This window comes from Methanomassiliicoccales archaeon (assembly GCA_036504055.1).
In the GTDB taxonomy this organism is placed as follows: Archaea; Thermoplasmatota; Thermoplasmata; order Methanomassiliicoccales; family UBA472; genus DASXVU01.
This window is the reverse complement of record DASXVU010000032.1, coordinates 1-16395: the sequence shown is the minus strand read 5'-3', so window position 1 is coordinate 16395 and position 16395 is coordinate 1. Positions and strand designations below refer to the sequence as shown.

Genomic DNA, 16395 nt, shown 5'->3' with positions numbered 1-16395 from the left:
TCAATGGGCTATGAAGAGCTATTTCCACCATGGAACATGAATTGGGCGGGAAACGCCACAAAGAGATTCGCAAGTCCCTTCGTCGACAAACCGCACGACAGGATCGATGTAGACGCGATCATACTGTCGCACGCTGCAGTAACGTGCGGTTATACGATCAGGGACTTCTATGAGAAGCCGGAATTGGGAATACACTGTGTCGGGTACGCGAATGAGATGTACGACCTCTTGCCTGTGACGCACTGGTTCTTCTCTCTTCCGTGGGTCACCGAACTCGGGCTGAAGCTCGAGTATAAGGACACGCTGCCGCCAATCTCCACCGGACCGATCTACTCTGAACCGGGCGACGTCGACAAGATGCACATCCCGGACAAGGAGGAGCTGGAGAAGGGCTGGACCCAGCCGATGTTCAAGAGGATCTATGGATATGTTCAGAAGAACCTACCTCAGACCCTGGTCCCTATCTCATACGGTTTCGACCTGGTGGGTGCGGCCGCAGAACTCGTTGGTGTCGAGAACTTCATCATGTGGACGTTCACCGAAGAGGAAGCGGCCATGAAGTTGGTCAAGAACTATACCCAGACAGCCATCAATGGCGCTGAGGGACTGGCCGACACGTACGGAATGGCCATGCTGATCGTTGGGTCCGTCTTGGGCAACAACGATATCTTCTCGGACGAAGCGGTCAAGAAATACTCCTTCGACAACATGAAGATGTTCGTGGACGGGGCCTTCAGAAAGGGAGCCGGCCCGCAGGTGTTCTATCACCTATGCGGTAACCACACGACCGACCACAAACTCTTCAAGGAATCGGTTGTCTGGTCTCCGTTCACCGTTACCCACATAGGGTATGATGGAAGGAACCCGTTCCCATCCGCCAAGCTGAAGAGCGAGTTCGAGAGCGTCTCGACCTGCATGGGCTCTGTCGATACCAAGCTGATGATCAACCCGAACCCGAAGGCCGTATATGACCAGGCGAAGGACCAGCTACTCGCGGGTCGCGACTCCAAGAAGGGATACATCCTAGGTACCTCTTGCGAGACGCCCCCGTACACGCTGCCCGGAAACATGAGAGCACTGGTGAAGGCCGCCCAGGACTTCGGTACCTACGGAACATGGTGAGGTGACTAAAATGGAAGTCAAAACTGAAGCAATCAAGGAAGTGCTGGGCAAGCGGGGGATAAAGGAGGCGGACGTCGAGGACGTGATAAAGACCGCTGAATCCTCGGGTGTGAAGTTCAAGAAGGGCGACGACAACCTCGGCAAGAAGATGATCGGGGACGTTACCATCTATGCCCTCTATGACATGGAGAGCGGGATCCTGAAGAAGTCCGCGACGGTCAAGACGGCATACTCGCACCGGATGGTCCTGGGCGACGTGCAGAGCATCGGCGACAAGTCTGAATGGATCTGCGCCCACTGCAACGAGTCTGTCCACCAGGGGCAAGTGAACATCACCTACATGACCGTCAACCGGTCGGGTCCGGCGCTGGTCTGCCCGAAGTGCAAGACCACCATGGTCGAGGAGTACCTCGCAGTAAAGACCCTGGCCGCGGCGGAAGGTCTGTTCGAGAAGAAGCGCGCTTGAATAAACCCAAACTGGCCGCGAAGAACGGCCAAGATAATTTCTTTTTTTCCAATCATCGGGCAGAGCCACGGCGATGTCCAGTTAGTTCCTTTCCAACGTTCCTGGACATTCTGGGAAAACTAGTAAAGGCGGCAAGGCATTTCGAAGAAATATATAGCTGGTGCATCTGATGAGTGAAAAGATCGGGGAGACCCTGAGCCTGTGCCCGGAGTGCCTCAAGACCATACCGGCGGTGAAGGTGGCGGAGAACGACGTCATCTATCTGGACAAGGAATGTCCGGAGCATGGCAAGTTCCGGACCATCGTCTGGCGGGGCGTCCAGGACTATAAGGACCTGACCCGGTACGCCTGCGAGCAGTCTAGACCGTCCAGGCTCGCCGTCCAGACGACTGGCAAGTGCCCGGAAGGGTGCGGTCTCTGTCCCGACCATCACCAACATACCTGCTTGGTCGTGATGGAAATCACCAACGGATGCAACCTCAAATGCCCGATCTGTTTTGCCAGCGCGAACGAAAGGTACAAGTTCCATCCCTCGATGGACACGATCAGGGGCATGTACCAGACCATGCTCGACTATGTGGACCATCCCATTTGCGTCCAGATCAGCGGCGGGGAACCGACCATCAGGGACGACCTGCCGGACATCGTTCGCCTGGGTAAGAGCATGGGTATCGATCACATCGAGGTGAACACCAACGGTGTCCGGTTCGGCCAGGACATCGAGTTCCTCAAGGAGGTAAAGGCAGCCGGCGTTGACTCGTTATATTTCTCCTTCGACGGTCTCACTCCAGACGTTTACCTGGCAACATGCGGCAAGGACCTGCTCGAATCGAAACTGAAGACCATCGAGAACTGCGCCAAGGTCGGGATGGGGGTCACGCTGGTCTGCGTTGTCTCGCCGAACATCAACATCGACCAGATCGGCGACGTGGTCAACTTCGCCAAGAAGAACGTTCCGACCGTGAAGGGCATACATTTCCAGCCGATCAGTTATTTCGGCCGCTATCCGATCAAACCTGGCGATGTAGACCGGGTTACAATACCGGACCTTCTGATGGCCATAGAGAAACAGACCAAGGGCGAGCTCCGGGCGGATTGTTTCGTTCCCACGTCATGCTCGAACGTCCATTGCGATGCCAAATCGATGTCCGTGGTCATGGAGGATGGAACGCTCTTTCCGCTTACCAGCCGGGCGCTCGGTCCGCCCCGAGAGACCAAGACCATCGCCACCAAGACACGGAAGGAGATATCCGACCTGTGGCGGTTCATCGAGGAGTCGCTGACCGTCGAACCAGACGAACAAAAGGGTGAGAACTCCTGGGGGTCATTCCTGGACCTGGCCAAGACCAACTACCTGACGGTTTCCACCATGGCATTCCAGGACGCCTGGAACGTGGAGACCGAACGGTTGTGCAATTGCTGCATCCACACAGTGACGCCAGATGGGAAATTGATACCGTTCTGCCTGTTCAACATCAATGGAGGGGACGGCCGGACATTGTACCGGCATGAGATGTGGTCAAAGTTCGCCCAGAAACCCTGAAGGGCATCCATTTGATTTCAGGAATGGATCGATCGTCCATAGATTCAAAGCCCGGCCATTGACGAATCAGACAAAGGCCGAGGTCTTCGAAGAATTGAGATTTGAGTGATGTCTATCACTCCGATCGGGGGTTGTCTGTGCTCGGACCCATGGGCCTAACGATGCCTGGTCTTCCCGACGCTGGCATTGTAGTTGTTCACGATCCCGTTCATGTAGTTGGAGAGGTTCCTTTCCCCGGTCTTATTGGCAACCCAGTTCGCTTCCGAGATCAGGGGGAACTCGGTGTCGCAGTGAATACAACGGGCGTAATTGCAGTTGGTGCCGGACTTAGGGCAACCGACGCAGGCTATGGCCCTTGACTGGAACAGGCTAAAGTTCTTCCCGCATTTGGGGCAGGTGATCTGCTTTGTAGTCCTCAATAATTGCGGAGTAATTCCCCTTCGGGCCATTTCCGGGGTCAGAACCATTAGAATCCTCATTCGATAAAGCAGATTTCCCGTATTTAATGTCTGGCAACATCCATTTCGTAGTTCATTCCAACTCTGGACGGCGGGGTTCCATCTCCGGTGGGAAAATTACCGGCCAACGCATGAAGGGCTTGAACGGGTAAGAGGCGGACCTTTCTGTGCCCCTGAGCCCGTCGATGAGTTGGTCGATCTTTGTAGGGGGAAAGGCAACGATGATGTCGTTCTCTCCGGCCAGACCGAATGCCCGGTCTCCAATGCAGGGAATATCGACCGTGACCTGGCCCTTTCCCACTGCCTTGGCGATAGCGCAGCATACGGATGCCTGCCCGGTCATCTCGGTGACCACCGATTCCCCATTTTCATAGGCGAAGGCGATGATCAGCCTCAACGCCTGCGCCGGGCTGACATAAAGGACGATCGCGCCTGGTTCCACAGGTGTAAGGTCCAGGGGGGAGACCACCACCGAACCGTATCTTGCCTCTGAATCTCCCAGCATGTACATGGATTCCTGTAATCGCCTGCCTGCCGGGGCGTCCCTAACGAAGTCACGGTTCAGTTCGCCGTCGGCCAGCCTCTGAGGGGTCCGGATCAGTCCCAACGCGGCGTCAGCCCAGATGCACTTTATGCCTTGGGCCGAGGCTCCCAGTATTCCTTCCTTCTCATGATATTTTGCCCGGGCGATCATGTGGCATAGGGCGGTGTTCGTCACCATCGTCACGTTCGGCAGGTCAAGAAGGCTGCCCGCATCCTTCAGCAATGACACTGCGACCGGGCTGGTGCTCATGTTGATCGAACTTCGCACAAGCTCCGATACGTTCTTCCACGTCCGCCCGGTCATACAGATATCATCGTCGTCTGGGCTAATAATATTGACCTGTTCGATGGATCCCCCGCAAAGGATTATCGGGCGTAGGGCCATTGGGGGGCGTGAATCCTGTCAGGTCCCTAATGATCGCCATGGCCCGGAGAAGGCTGACCTCAAGGAATTTGGACTCCGAGACGGAGAACCCTCTTGAGGAATGGATCCACATGAAGGTCCGCCAGACGGTCAAGGACGAAAGGGAGTTCCGCCGAGTGTTGGGCCGCTCATCGCTTAACGAGGTCAGCCGGGAGGACCTCCGTCATTATCAGATGTTCAAATTTCGCAAGTTGATGCGTTATGTCGATGAGAACAGCGTCTACTACCACAAGGTCATTGCCGACAACAAACTTAGCCCCAGTTCGTTCATGGAGTTCGAGGACCTGGTCAAGTTCCCCATCACTGAGCCGGCGGCATTGGCCGAGGAGCCGTTCCACTTTCTCTGCGTCTCCCAGTCAAAGGTGATGCGTGCATTTACGACCTCAGGGACATCCGGGCAGAAGAAGCGTCTGTTCTACACCAGGGATGATGTCCTCAACATAGTGGACGCCATCTCCGCCGCGCTGAAGACCGCCGGGTTGAAGGAGAATGAAACGCTCCAGATCATGTTCCCCGCAGTAACCTCATGGGATCCGAGCCTGATGCTGGAAAGCGCCTGCAAGGTGGCCGGTCTGAACGCCGTCGTATGCAGCTCTATCGATATAGACGTCCAGATCGAAACGATGCGGAAGAGCGAGACCCGGATCATGATCGGGCTGACCTCCTTCATCTATCGGATCACGATGTTGGCCAGGGACAGACATGATCTCCGGTCGCTGGGGATCAAGGCCATCATATGCTCGTCGGAACCGCTCTCGGAGGCGATGCGCAAAGAGCTGGAATCTGCCTGGGGGTGCAAGGCCTTGACCCAGTACGGTATGACCGAGATGGGGCTGGCCACGGCCATCGAATGCACGGTCCAGGACGGGATCCACGTGGACGAGGCGGATTATCTGGTGGAATGCGTCGACATCGATTCAGGCAGCCAATTGCCGGACCGGAAGGAAGGAGAGCTGGTATGGACCAGCCTGAACATGAGGGGCAGCCCGTTGCTTCGGTACCGGTCCTATGACCTGAGCTGCTACATCTCGCCACCCTGCAATTGCGGTTTCCGGACGGTCGGGAAGATGGGAAAGCCGAAGGGAAGGGCCGACCAGACCACCAAGTTCGGGTTTGGGGAAAAGGTCTATCCATATCTGTTTGACGAGGCGATCGGATCCGTGCACGGGGTCATCTCCCACCAGGTGATCATAGACCGGCCTTCGTTCCGCGACCGCCTCACGGCGAAGGTCGAATTCAATGGAGATCCAAGCTGGGCCAGGAAACAGTTGGAAGAAAGGATGATGGCGATCCCGGAGGTCCAGTCCAGCATCGAGAACGATCTGATGGAGCCGCTGGTGATAGAGGTCATGCCAGTAAGCGCGGAGTTCGTTCCGACCAAGCGCACTCTGGTGGACAATCGGAGGCAGTACGATCGATGAATCGCTGTAATTAACTATAGTTTAGCAAGGATTAATTAGGACGTCGTTCTTGGCAGGTGGGACGACATGAAGGCAGGAGTGGTATCGGTCCAGGGGGCGGCACCCGAACACGTGGCAGCGATGAGGGCGGCCATGGCGAACCTCGGCATCGCCGGAGAAGTGGTCCAAGTGAGGAAGGCAAAGGACCTGGAAGGGGTCTCATGCCTTGTGCTACCGGGGGGCGAGAGCACGACCATCTCGAAGCTCCTGCGCCGGTTCGACCTTTTTGATCGCATCATCGACCTGGCAAACGAAGGGCTGCCGATCATGGGAACCTGCGCCGGATGCGTTCTCTTATCAAAGGAAGGGGACGAACAGGTGGAGAGGACCGAGACCGAGCTCCTCAAGCTCATGGACATGGCGGTGGACCGGAACGCCTTCGGCAGGCAGAGGGAGTCTTTCGAAGTTCCATTGACGATCAACGGCATGGACACCCCATTCCCGGCGGTGTTCATACGCGCGCCGCTGATCACCAAGGTCTGGGGCAAGTGCGAGGTGTTGGCCACCCATGCTTCCAGCATCGTTATGGCAAAGCAGAACAACCTTATTGCTTTGTCATTTCATCCGGAGCTGTCAGATGACACCCGGATACACGAAATGCTGTTGAAGATCGTCTAACTTCGATTCTCTTGACGCAAGGTCGACAAATCTTCCCAGGTCCAGATGGGCAGCTCAACCTTTTACCGCTTTGATAATGGCCTTCAGCTTTTCCTGGTATTCGCCATTCTCGACCACCGTGCCGGTCACGATGATGTTTGCACCGGCTTCCCTTACCATGACGGCCTGCGCCGGTTCCCTTATGCCTCCGCCAACGATCAACGGTACGGTGATGTTCTTCCGTACCTCGCTGATGATCTCGCTGGGAACTGGTGACGGTGCCCCGCTTCCAGCCTCGAGATAGACCAGCTGCATGCCCATGAATTCCGCCGCCAGGGCATATGAGACGGCCGACCGGGGGTCATCCCGCTTAACGACGTTAGCTTCTCCCACCTCGCCGACCTTCATTCCCGGTTCGATGATGATGTAGCCCATGGAGACAGGCTCTATGCCCAGCTTCTTAACGATCCGAGAAGCGGCCACCTGTTCTCCGACTATCATCTTTACGTTACGGCTGTTGAGCATGCTCATAAAGTATATGGCATCACTATGGGCGGAGATCGCGTGGGCCCCGCTGGGAAAATAGATGACCGGCAGTTTCGTACGGCTCTTGATGGTCAGTATGGTGGCGTCCAGGTTTTCTTGGGTGATGCCGGTGGAACCTCCGACCATGATGGCGTCGGTACCGAACCGGTCTGCAGAAGCGGCGATCTCTCCGGCCTGCTCCGGCTCCTGCTTGGCGGGGTCGATCAACGTCATGTGCAGGGTTCCTTTCTTGACCTTTTCCCGAAGATATTCTATGACTTTCATTGGATTCCTCCTATTAGGAAGGCCACTAGGGCGACAAGCATGCCATACTTAGCGAACCGCTGACCCCTGGTCGGATTTCGGAAATGAACAATGGAACAGTATATAAATATTGCATCGGCAGCGAGGACCACCAACAGGTATCCATATCCGAACATGGAGGTCAGGTAGGGTACTGGGCTCAGGGCCACCGCCACGATGAAGGCGACGCTTCCGGCGAATCCCGCATTTCTTTTTCCGATCCGTTTGGGAAGGGTGTTCCGGTCGAAATCCGCGTCCATGTCCTCGATGTCCTTAACGATCTCCCTTCCCAATGTGGCCAGGCCCGCCATCAGTGCGATGATGATCGTCTTATCGATCATCCCAACGACCGAACCGCCGAACACGAACAGCATTCCAGTAAGAACCCCAATGGTAAGATTTCCGGAGAATCCTTTCTTCTTCGTGCTGAGTTCATAGGCGAGCATCAGGGCCATTGCCACGACCACGATGGCGGTCGCTTCGATCCTTAGAAAGAACGATGCTATAAGGGAGGCGGAGAAGCTATAGATCGCCACGGTCCGAGCAGTACTCGGCTTCAGTCTCCCGGAGGGTATAGGGCGTTCCGGATGGGCCACCTTGTCCACCTCGCGGTCCATGTAGTCATTCAGGGAATTGCCGGCGGCCACGAAGAAGAAGATCACGACGGCTGCCGGTACGATGTCTGCCCAATAGTTCCCTATTGAGGTTCCCGTGGCTATCAGGATGCTCATTACGAGGCCGACAATACCCATGAGGCAGTTGCCCAATCTGAACAACTGGACTATCCGGTTCACGCCGCAGGATTGGGATTGGTCTAATTAAGGCTTGTCAATGATCGGCATGACCTGGAGGAATCATCGCCAATTAAGGAAATGTCTGTTCACGATCCTATTGCTATCTTGAAAAAAGACAATCCTTTTATGCAATCGGGTCGGAGTCTTACCTCATGAGAGAGTGCATCAAGTGCGGTGAGGTAACCGATTCGGGAGAACGCATCTGTCGGAAATGTGGTAGCGCCACATATACCGTGAGAAAAGATTCACAGACCGTTCGCTGCCCGTCCTGTGGCATGTACAACGAGAAGGATAAGGGCGAATGCGAAGAATGCGGTGCCCATTTACATCAATAAGACAGGAAGCCAGACCGCTTTCCGTCCATGCGTAGTTATTACGAAAATGTTAATATGAGCGCTCCTGATAGGGGCGCTGATGGTCCCCACTGACGTGGCGGCGGAGATAGAACTCCTCAGGGCGATGGTCGGCAAGTACTTTCCGATCTATGACGTCAAGGTCGGCGCCCAATCGGTACAGATCTTCATCAGTCCGGACCTGGCCACGCTGGAATTGAACTTTGACAAGCTGCGGAAGGAGATGAACGAGCAGAAGTTCATTCCGTTCATATCCCAAGCGGGAGGCGAATACACGATCACCGTGGTGAGAAAGGGTGAGCGTAGCAAGATGGGGATATGGGTCAATGTATTCCTTCTCGGTGTGACATTTGTCACGACTGTCCTCGCCGGTGCCTTCCTATGGGCGGCATACATAAACGCGTCCAATTATCTCACGCTGGAAATTTTCGCCATGGGGGCGTTATATTTTGCGGTCCCTCTGATGACCATATTGGGGATCCATGAACTGGCCCACTATCTGACCGCAAAAAGACACGGAGTGGCCGCTTCGTTGCCGTTCTTTATCCCTTCGATCCCCCCACTGGGGACGTTTGGTGCGTTCATATCGATTCGCGATCCGATCCCGAACCGCAAGGCCTTGGTGGACATAGGGATCTCCGGCCCAATAGCCGGTTTGCTCGTCGCCATCCCGGTGTTCATTGTCGGCATGGTGCTCACACAGCAGTCTCCTCATTTTATCACTGGAGGCACCGGCGGTCTTGCTGGAACCATGGCCTCTCTGCTCTCCTATACCCTTTCCCTGTTCTTCCCCATATCCGGGAACGTTATCATGCACCCGCTGGCTTTTGCCGGATGGGTCGGCCTCTTCGTGACCGCCATAAACCTTCTCCCCGCTGGCCAGCTGGATGGCGGACATGTAGCCCGTGGGCTCCTTGGCGACAACTCCCGCTATTTGAGCTATGTCACCGTGGCGGCCCTGTTCCTGCTGGGGATCACTGTTTATTCCGGCTGGTTGCTGTTCGCTGTCCTTATCTTTTTCCTAGGACTAAGGCATCCGGCGCCGCTCAACGACCTCTCAAAGCTCGGGGGGAAAAGGACTGTCCTGGGAGCGATAGGCATCGCCATGTTGATGGTGACCTTCGTTCCTATACCGCTCTATGTTGAACCAAACGATTACAGTTTTTCGATGCATATCAACGGTGCCGACAATGCCACGATACTTCCGGGCCAGACCGCTGATTTCCACATCTGGATAAACAATACTGGCAACATCAATGAAACGATCGCGGTGGAACTGCAGACCTGGGAGGGTCTGGCGGCCTATATCTACACGGACCATGCCATCTCTGGGAACGGGACCAACCAACTGGTCTATTCACTCCCTTACCAAGAAAACTCCACAGTTATGGTCAAGGTCACTGCCTTATCCTCTGCGCAACCGGTCTCCAGAACCTTGCCCATCCTTGCGTCGAGCCATACATCCTTCCAGAGGCAGTTCAATCTGACCGTCGCTATTTCCTCGTGAAGATGAAGTAGTGACGTGAAAGTGACCTATGCACTCTCTGTACGTGGCATTCGGTTTCCAGCAGCTCGTTTCGCGGGTGGTCAAGCGGTTCCGGAAATACCACCCCCACCCTCCCTCCCGATCTCACCGTTGACACGAAAGCGTCCATCGCTCTTGAATACAGGGAGGATTTTCCTTCCTTCCAAAGGCTGGCGGAGCGGCCGTAAGGGGGGTCAGTGGCTATCACATCCACCTCATCGAAGACACTGGCGATGTCACCGATATCTGACACGTCGATCCGTTCGAAAGGGGCATGGAAATGGTTCAGGTTTGCCACGCATCCTCTGGTCATATCCTCTGCGATGTCCGAACCCAGTACCTTCGCTCCAATGATCGATGCTTCTATCAGTATTCCGCCAGTACCGCAAAATGGGTCCAGGATTGTCTGCCCCCTCCTTACCCTGGTGAGGTTCACTAGCGTCCTGGCATAACGAGGATGTAACGAAATGGGCGAAAAGAAGGGACGTTCCCCGACCTTCCTGATCTCGAACTGCTTGCGGTCGACCTCGAAATCACAGATGTAGAAAAGTAGTCTGTCGGAGACCAGGATCCGGACCAGAACGTCCGGGTTCTCCAGGTCCACCGTTCTGCCCTTGGTCAGCATGCTTCCGCATTTCCTGGTCAGCCAGGGGATCTCGATGTCCAATTGGGATTTCTCGACCCGTTTGGCCCTGACCGAAATGCTGCCCTCCGGGAGCATCAGGTCAGAAAGGAACCGCTCCAGCTCTGGCAGGTCGCATGCCCCTAGGTACCTTCCGATCCGATGAGTGAGCGCGATCCGGTCGGCAACCGCAGAAACGCTGCTCGTTTCGAAATCAATTATCTCGTAACCGTTCCCTGAGGCCAGCCTGTATGACGTCCTGGATTCGGCCTCAACGCAGGCAAGCGCCTCTGCGGATGGAAGGGTGGGATGCTCCCCCGATAGCTCAAAAAGGAAGGGGGAGTGATTGGAGTTTTCTGGTTCGGTCATCGGATGCTTTGGTCAAGCATCAGTCCCTTATACCTTCTTCTGAGACGGTGATGACGCACTCGGCTTCGGGCAGGTTCGGGGAGTCGATGAGCCTGGCGATACGCTTTCCGCCCTTGCTCTTCCTCAAATACACCCTGAAGGTAGAGGCATGACCGACGATATGCCCTCCTACGGGCCTGGTCGGGTCTCCGAAGAACGCATCTGGTTTAGCCGCAACCTGGTTTGTCACCGCGATCACCGCATTGCTGACATCGCCGAAGCGGAGCAGGTCATGCATATGCTTGTTCAGCAGACCCTGCCGTTCTGCCAGCGTTCCCCTGCCGACGTATTCGGAACGGAAGTGGGCGGTCAGCGAATCGACGATCAGTAATCTGACCGGAGTTTTAACGGCCATTTCCGCCGCCTTCTCCACCAGCAACATCTGGTGCGATGAGTTGAAGGCCCTTGCCACGTGTATCTTCTGTAGCGTGTCCATCGGATCCACGCCCTGGGCGTTGGCGATCTGGACTATCCTCTCCGGACGGAAGGTGTTCTCGGTATCGATGATCACGACGTCCCCATCCAGTCCGCCCTTTTCCGTTGGCATGGTGGCGTTGACGGCCAGTTGGAACATCATCTGGGTCTTTCCGCTCCCGAACTCGCCAAAGAACTCATGAATGGCCTGCGATTCAAGTCCGCCTCCTAACAGCTCGTCGAACGCTTTCGACGAAGAGGTGAGCCTTCTTAGGTTCTTCCTTCTCTCCAATATCGCGTCCCCGGACTCGAATCCACCGACCTCTGCTGCCTCTTTTGCGGCAGCGATGATCTTCGCAGCGGTCGCCTCTCCGATCTCGCAGACCTCTGCGAGGACCTTCGGGTTCTCCACCGCGATCGACATAAGATCTTGATATCCGGCATCACGCAGCTTCTCGGCAGTTGCGGGTCCTACTCCAGGCAACTCTTCTATCTTCTTCTCAGCCATTGATGCACCTACCTCTGCTAATGACACCCCTATTTAAAAGGGTGATGACGGGTTGTCCGAAAGTACCTGACACTTTCATGATTTCCAGACACTTCGCCGGTCGGTAAGACTGTATCCGATACAGTCTAGGTACAGGGATATTACAATGATTAGATGTGTCCAGAGAATATAAAGATCAATAATTCGAGTGGAAATGGTTTATCGGGGTCGTCCGGCTCAGTTCTTTGGAGTGGTCGGCGATTGTTCCTTCTTGGAAGTCTCCAATGTCTTGGTCACCGTCTGGGCGAGGTATGTGGACAACAGCGGAATCGCTCCCGAGTCACCATTTGACCCGGAGATCAATATGTCTGGAGTGATCTTGACGTTGTTGATTCCCACCTCATCCATGATCTTGATGGCGGCGGTGGCTTCCCTTCCTATGACCTCCGCCTGCGCCCGGTACGCATCAGCAATGCCTCTGCCTACCTCACGCTGTGCATAGGCATTACCATCGGCAACGGTCTTGAGCTTGTAACTCTCACCATCGGCAGTGATCTTGTTGAAGTCCCTGTCGCCTCCGGCCAGTTTCCTCTTTGCCTCGGCCTTGTCCTCCTCGATCTTGATCGAGAGCATCGCCGCCACCACCTCTGGTTGCTTGTCCGCGTTGGCCGCCTTGGACTGAACCTCGATGCGCTTTTCTTGGGCAAGGGCCTCCTGTTGATATTGGGCCTGCTGCTGCAACGCGATCTCCCTTTTGGTCTGAGTATCGAGCAGAGCCTGGTCCACCTTGATGTAGGCGATAAGCAGGTTTTGGGCCTCTACGTGGTAGACCTCGAACTCCCGCTGGGCCTTCTCCAGTGCCGACCGTTGCAGCTCCGTCCTGCTCATGATGAAGCTGATAGCCTTCTCCTCTCCCGCCTTGTTACGGAACGAGGAGTCGATCAGCGGATGGACGATCTGTTCGATGAGGTTCTTCACTGACCCAAAACGGGCTATGATGAAGGCAGCGTTCTGTGGCCTTATGCGTATGATCATCCTTACGTCCACCTCAAGCTGGAACCCATCCACTGATGTTACCCTCAGCTGAGAGAACTTGAAGAACTCCGTGGCCTTGGAATCGTCCTCCTCGTTGCTGTTCTTGATACCGTTGGGGGCATTGTGCTGGGCCCTCTGGTCCACTCCCGAGGCCCAGTCGATGGTGACCGCGCTCGTCGGCACCAGATAGGGCGTGAAGGCCAACGGGTTCAGGTTGTATTTGCCTGGAGCCATGGGTTCTTTCCAGATCCCCCTCATGTTCTTGTCCATGATCAACAGGGATTCGACATCCTCATGGACCGGTTGGTTTATTTCCACCAGCTGCTTGCTCGGCAGGGACGGCGACACCGGTCCGACCGCTCCTACGTTAGGGATCGGCGACCCTTCGCTCTTTTCTAGGATCAGTCCGACATTGGACCTGAGGATGGCGACATATCCCGGAGGGACCTCCGATACGTTATAGATCTCAACCCTGAAGAGAAGGGGATTGATGTAATAGCGGCCCGGTTGGAGCGTATCCAGCTGCGGCCCTCTGTATCCGGCGCTGTTCAGGAAGGCCTGTCCGTCCTGGAAATACTGGTTGTTCTTCGCATTGGGATAACCAGGCATGGGGCTGTCCAGCGGCCTAGGCGCAATTATGAACCCCGACGGTAGAGGAAGTCCGTCGTTGGCGACGACCACCCCTATCTTCTCCGAGGGCACTTCCACCAACCGGGACTTGACGACCTTGAAGGCATAGGTGTTTATCCTATAGGTGCCGGGCCTAAGGATGCTGACCTGTGGCCCCTTCATTCCGCCGTTCTCGAGGAACATGCGAGCATCTTGAAAATGGTTGCATTCCACCTCATCTCCGAGCAGCCTGCCCTTCGGGATGGAACGACCGTCTTTCGACTCCACGATACCGACCTCTGTCGGCAGGATCTCTGTCACCGGATGTTTCTCTATCCTCCAGACGATCGGGATCCTCCAATATAGCCCCGGCATCAATATGTCAGCCCTGACACCGATCTCCCCAGACTTGGCCACCACTTGGCCCTGAGGCATCATTTTTCCGAACATCTTCTTGGTGACTATTCCAACCTCTGAGTCGCCGATCAGCTTCAGGCCGGCGATCAGGAACAACACCAGTAGACCAACTATCACGACTAACAGTAATATCGTAACCAAATCCAATTCCAACCCCCCTCCCTTTTAGGTCTGCGCTCTCATGTTGAGGAGCGACGAAAACATCTGATTTCGAATATTTTAAAAATGCCCCGGTTCTATTTCTGCGATGCTGTAACAACGATCCAAGTTTGACGATTCGACAAGATTGGGCGCCACTCAAGTGATAAAGATGCGTAGGATCCTAAGATCAAGATCTTATTGGGATGGTAACATTTGTCTCATGGGTAACGATTCGGCCGTCATGCATGTCGGGCTCTTTGAACGTGCATGACCATGTGCATTTCCATCCAGGGAGATCTTTGATATGATGATCCAACGGAACGCCCCTGCATGTCTTGACGAGCCTTATCGACGTCTCGGAGATCCAAACGAACACGGAGGCAAAGACGAGGCGAAGCGGGTGTTCTTTGATTGCTACTCCTCCATCTAGGAGCCTGGGATTCATTGACCCGATAAACGGCTTGCATCAGGAACCATCGAACTGTCATGCGCAATTTTTTTCAAGCTGGAGAATATACCCAGGCGTCAGAGCCAGTCCTTTCGAAAGCAAAGATATTATTAGCGGCTCGTGATTAGGGGATTTCTATGGCCCAAAAGAAGAGAAAGGTGGAGGAAAAGAAAGAACCTCAGTATGAGTTCGTTCCTCCCGACTTCGACGAGAAGGACTTTCTCGAGAAGGACATCAGGGCAACCAAGATCACGTTGCTGTCCTTTTTATGGGGCATCATATTCGGCGTCGCGGCCGGATTGACCAATTCGATCTCCCCACTGGTCGGATTATTGCTACTGTTCGTCGGCATCTATCTGCTGAAATACTTTTACCAGCTGTTCAAGATCGATGTCAAGGAGATCGACAAGAAGGGATGGTTGGGCAACATCGTCATGTTCTCCTTCCTGTTCCTTGGGACCTGGATCCTGATCTTGAACCCACCTTTCGCGTGAGCCAAGGTCCAGTCCCGGGTCACTTTTCCCAGGGAAACCGCTTATCTAGCATCTTGCTGAGGATTTCTTCGAATCCAGACGAGAGCAGTTGTCGGTGGTCGAGGACCTCTATCTCCTCCATCTTTCGAAATGCACTTCCCAGGGCCGCGTCCTTGAACTTGTCGCGAAGAACATCGGCGGCCTTGGTGTATTCTCTGTTGGCCATAACCGCCCATCGTCCATCTTTGATGAATGGAAGGCTTGCCCCTTCCTTCCGCCATCGTTCCAGGAATTTGGTGGAATTTTCCACCCAGACCGGCGGGCCCATATGCAAAGTGCAATCCGATAGCTCGTCGGACTCCAGCATCATTGTGTATACTATCCTTTGGCCGACCTGGTATGTCTGGTCGATGACATTGAATCCATGTTGTTCCAAAAGACCCACCAGCCCCTCCATGGTCTTCTGGGTCTGAGGATATAGATTGTCATCGGTCAGGTCAGGGCGCTGGGTCCTTACTCCCACGACCTTTGTCCCGTATCGGTCCAATGAATCGGCCAGCTGAAGTACGGTGAACGGTCTGGCGGTTATGGGGAAGAAGAATCGGCGATCCTTTTCCGCTGTGAATTCTTGACATGCATGGATAAAGGTGGCGAACGAATTCGCTGTAAGGGCGGATGCCACATTTCGGTTTCTGTCGACCGGGTCGATGAAGACGAAAGGTGACTTGAAAGCATTCATTGGTTCCCCGGTCATCGAAAGTAACGTTCCAGAGTTCCATTTGGCACCTGCCTCTATTGTTGAGGCGAAATTTCCATATCTCAATATCAAGAGCTCGGCTAGATATCCGGAGAATCCGCACACCTTGGCGTCAGCTCCGTAGACTCCGACCCCTTTCATGAATTGCTTCAACAGACGTACTTGATCGTGCTGTTCGGGTCGGAGGTTGGATAGAACATAATCAGTGTGGAACGGAGTCCTGTCCACAGCTGATTTTATACGTGAAGTGTTAGACAGGTTGTAACAGGGAACCAGATCTACCTGGAATCCTTGGAACCTTCCGTGGATGTAAGGGTGTTCTGCATATCTTTCCTCGCCACCAATGACTTTGTGCCCGATTGCTAGTCCCACGCTCTCCAATGTCGATCTTGGAGAATCTTCCGGAAAAAGAATGAATACATCGATATCAGGGTCACCCAGGTATGTGTCTTTAGCGACCGAACCTACTAA

15 protein-coding genes are annotated in these 16395 nt (G+C 54.7%); 7 read left to right on the top strand and 8 right to left on the bottom strand.

Annotated features, from left to right (window positions below; all coding sequences use genetic code 11):
* Positions 1 to 3: 3 nt before the first annotated feature.
* The 3 genes from VGK23_07430 to VGK23_07420 all read left to right on the top strand — a co-directional run bounded on the left by VGK23_07430 (position 4) and on the right by VGK23_07420 (position 3131).
* On the top strand, positions 4 to 1122 hold the full coding sequence (locus tag VGK23_07430; protein ID HEY3420367.1) for a uroporphyrinogen decarboxylase family protein: 1119 nt from the start codon (positions 4 to 6) through the stop codon (positions 1120 to 1122).
* 10 nt (positions 1123 to 1132) lie between these two features.
* Positions 1133 to 1588: a hypothetical protein gene (locus VGK23_07425; GenBank protein HEY3420366.1), complete on the top strand. Its 456-nt coding sequence runs from the start codon at positions 1133 to 1135 to the stop codon at positions 1586 to 1588.
* Between the two features lie 169 nt (positions 1589 to 1757).
* Positions 1758 to 3131 (top strand): radical SAM protein, encoded by a 1374-nt coding sequence (locus VGK23_07420; GenBank protein ID HEY3420365.1) that lies wholly within the window; start codon positions 1758 to 1760, stop codon positions 3129 to 3131.
* Positions 3132 to 3286: 155 nt separating this feature from the next.
* On the opposite strand, the gene VGK23_07415 is transcribed toward VGK23_07420, so the two are convergent.
* Together VGK23_07415 and VGK23_07410 are read right to left on the bottom strand one after the other, a co-directional pair.
* Positions 3287 to 3550, bottom strand: a complete 264-nt coding sequence (locus tag VGK23_07415) for a hypothetical protein (protein HEY3420364.1) — start codon at positions 3548 to 3550, stop codon at positions 3287 to 3289.
* Between the two features lie 112 nt (positions 3551 to 3662).
* Positions 3663 to 4436 (bottom strand): DUF169 domain-containing protein, encoded by a 774-nt coding sequence (locus VGK23_07410; protein ID HEY3420363.1) that lies wholly within the window; start codon positions 4434 to 4436, stop codon positions 3663 to 3665.
* Positions 4437 to 4525: 89 nt separating this feature from the next.
* Here VGK23_07410 and VGK23_07405 point away from each other — a divergent pair, with 89 nt between their 5' ends.
* A complete protein-coding gene (locus tag VGK23_07405; GenBank protein HEY3420362.1) occupies positions 4526 to 5977 on the top strand; it encodes an AMP-binding protein in 1452 nt (483 codons plus the stop codon).
* A gap of 66 nt (positions 5978 to 6043) precedes the next feature.
* On the top strand, positions 6044 to 6634 hold the full coding sequence (pdxT, locus tag VGK23_07400) for a pyridoxal 5'-phosphate synthase glutaminase subunit PdxT (protein HEY3420361.1): 591 nt from the start codon (positions 6044 to 6046) through the stop codon (positions 6632 to 6634).
* 54 nt (positions 6635 to 6688) lie between these two features.
* Here pdxT and VGK23_07395 read toward each other — a convergent pair whose 3' ends face one another.
* Both VGK23_07395 and VGK23_07390 read right to left on the bottom strand, forming a co-directional pair.
* A complete protein-coding gene (locus tag VGK23_07395; protein HEY3420360.1) occupies positions 6689 to 7423 on the bottom strand; it encodes a geranylgeranylglyceryl/heptaprenylglyceryl phosphate synthase in 735 nt (244 codons plus the stop codon).
* Positions 7420 to 8235 carry a UbiA family prenyltransferase gene (locus VGK23_07390; GenBank protein HEY3420359.1) on the bottom strand — a complete coding sequence of 272 codons (816 nt, stop codon included), beginning with the start codon at positions 8233 to 8235 and terminating at the stop codon, positions 7420 to 7422. Before VGK23_07390 ends, VGK23_07395 begins: the two co-directional genes overlap by 4 nt.
* Positions 8236 to 8649: 414 nt before the next feature.
* Here VGK23_07390 and VGK23_07385 point away from each other — a divergent pair, with 414 nt between their 5' ends.
* Positions 8650 to 10095, top strand: a complete 1446-nt coding sequence (locus tag VGK23_07385) for a site-2 protease family protein (GenBank protein HEY3420358.1) — start codon at positions 8650 to 8652, stop codon at positions 10093 to 10095.
* Here VGK23_07385 and VGK23_07380 read toward each other — a convergent pair.
* The 3 genes from VGK23_07380 to VGK23_07370 all read right to left on the bottom strand — a co-directional run bounded on the left by VGK23_07380 (position 10082) and on the right by VGK23_07370 (position 14258).
* On the bottom strand, positions 10082 to 11104 hold the full coding sequence (locus tag VGK23_07380) for a DNA modification methylase (GenBank protein ID HEY3420357.1): 1023 nt from the start codon (positions 11102 to 11104) through the stop codon (positions 10082 to 10084). The genes VGK23_07385 and VGK23_07380 overlap by 14 nt on opposite strands.
* Positions 11105 to 11123: 19 nt before the next feature.
* Positions 11124 to 12065, bottom strand: a complete 942-nt coding sequence (gene radA, locus VGK23_07375; GenBank protein ID HEY3420356.1) for a DNA repair and recombination protein RadA — start codon at positions 12063 to 12065, stop codon at positions 11124 to 11126.
* A 216-nt stretch (positions 12066 to 12281) separates the two neighbouring features.
* Complete coding sequence (locus VGK23_07370; GenBank protein ID HEY3420355.1) at positions 12282 to 14258, bottom strand: SPFH domain-containing protein; 1977 nt, start codon at positions 14256 to 14258, stop codon at positions 12282 to 12284.
* Positions 14259 to 14831: 573 nt separating this feature from the next.
* On the opposite strand from VGK23_07370, the gene VGK23_07365 reads away from it, so the two are divergent.
* The gene (locus tag VGK23_07365; protein HEY3420354.1) at positions 14832 to 15188 is read left to right on the top strand and encodes a hypothetical protein; all 357 of its coding nucleotides are present in this window, start codon (positions 14832 to 14834) and stop codon (positions 15186 to 15188) included.
* A gap of 19 nt (positions 15189 to 15207) precedes the next feature.
* Here VGK23_07365 and cca read toward each other — a convergent pair.
* On the bottom strand, positions 15208 to 16395 hold a 1188-nt coding region (gene cca / locus VGK23_07360; GenBank protein ID HEY3420353.1), incomplete at its 5' end, for a CCA tRNA nucleotidyltransferase.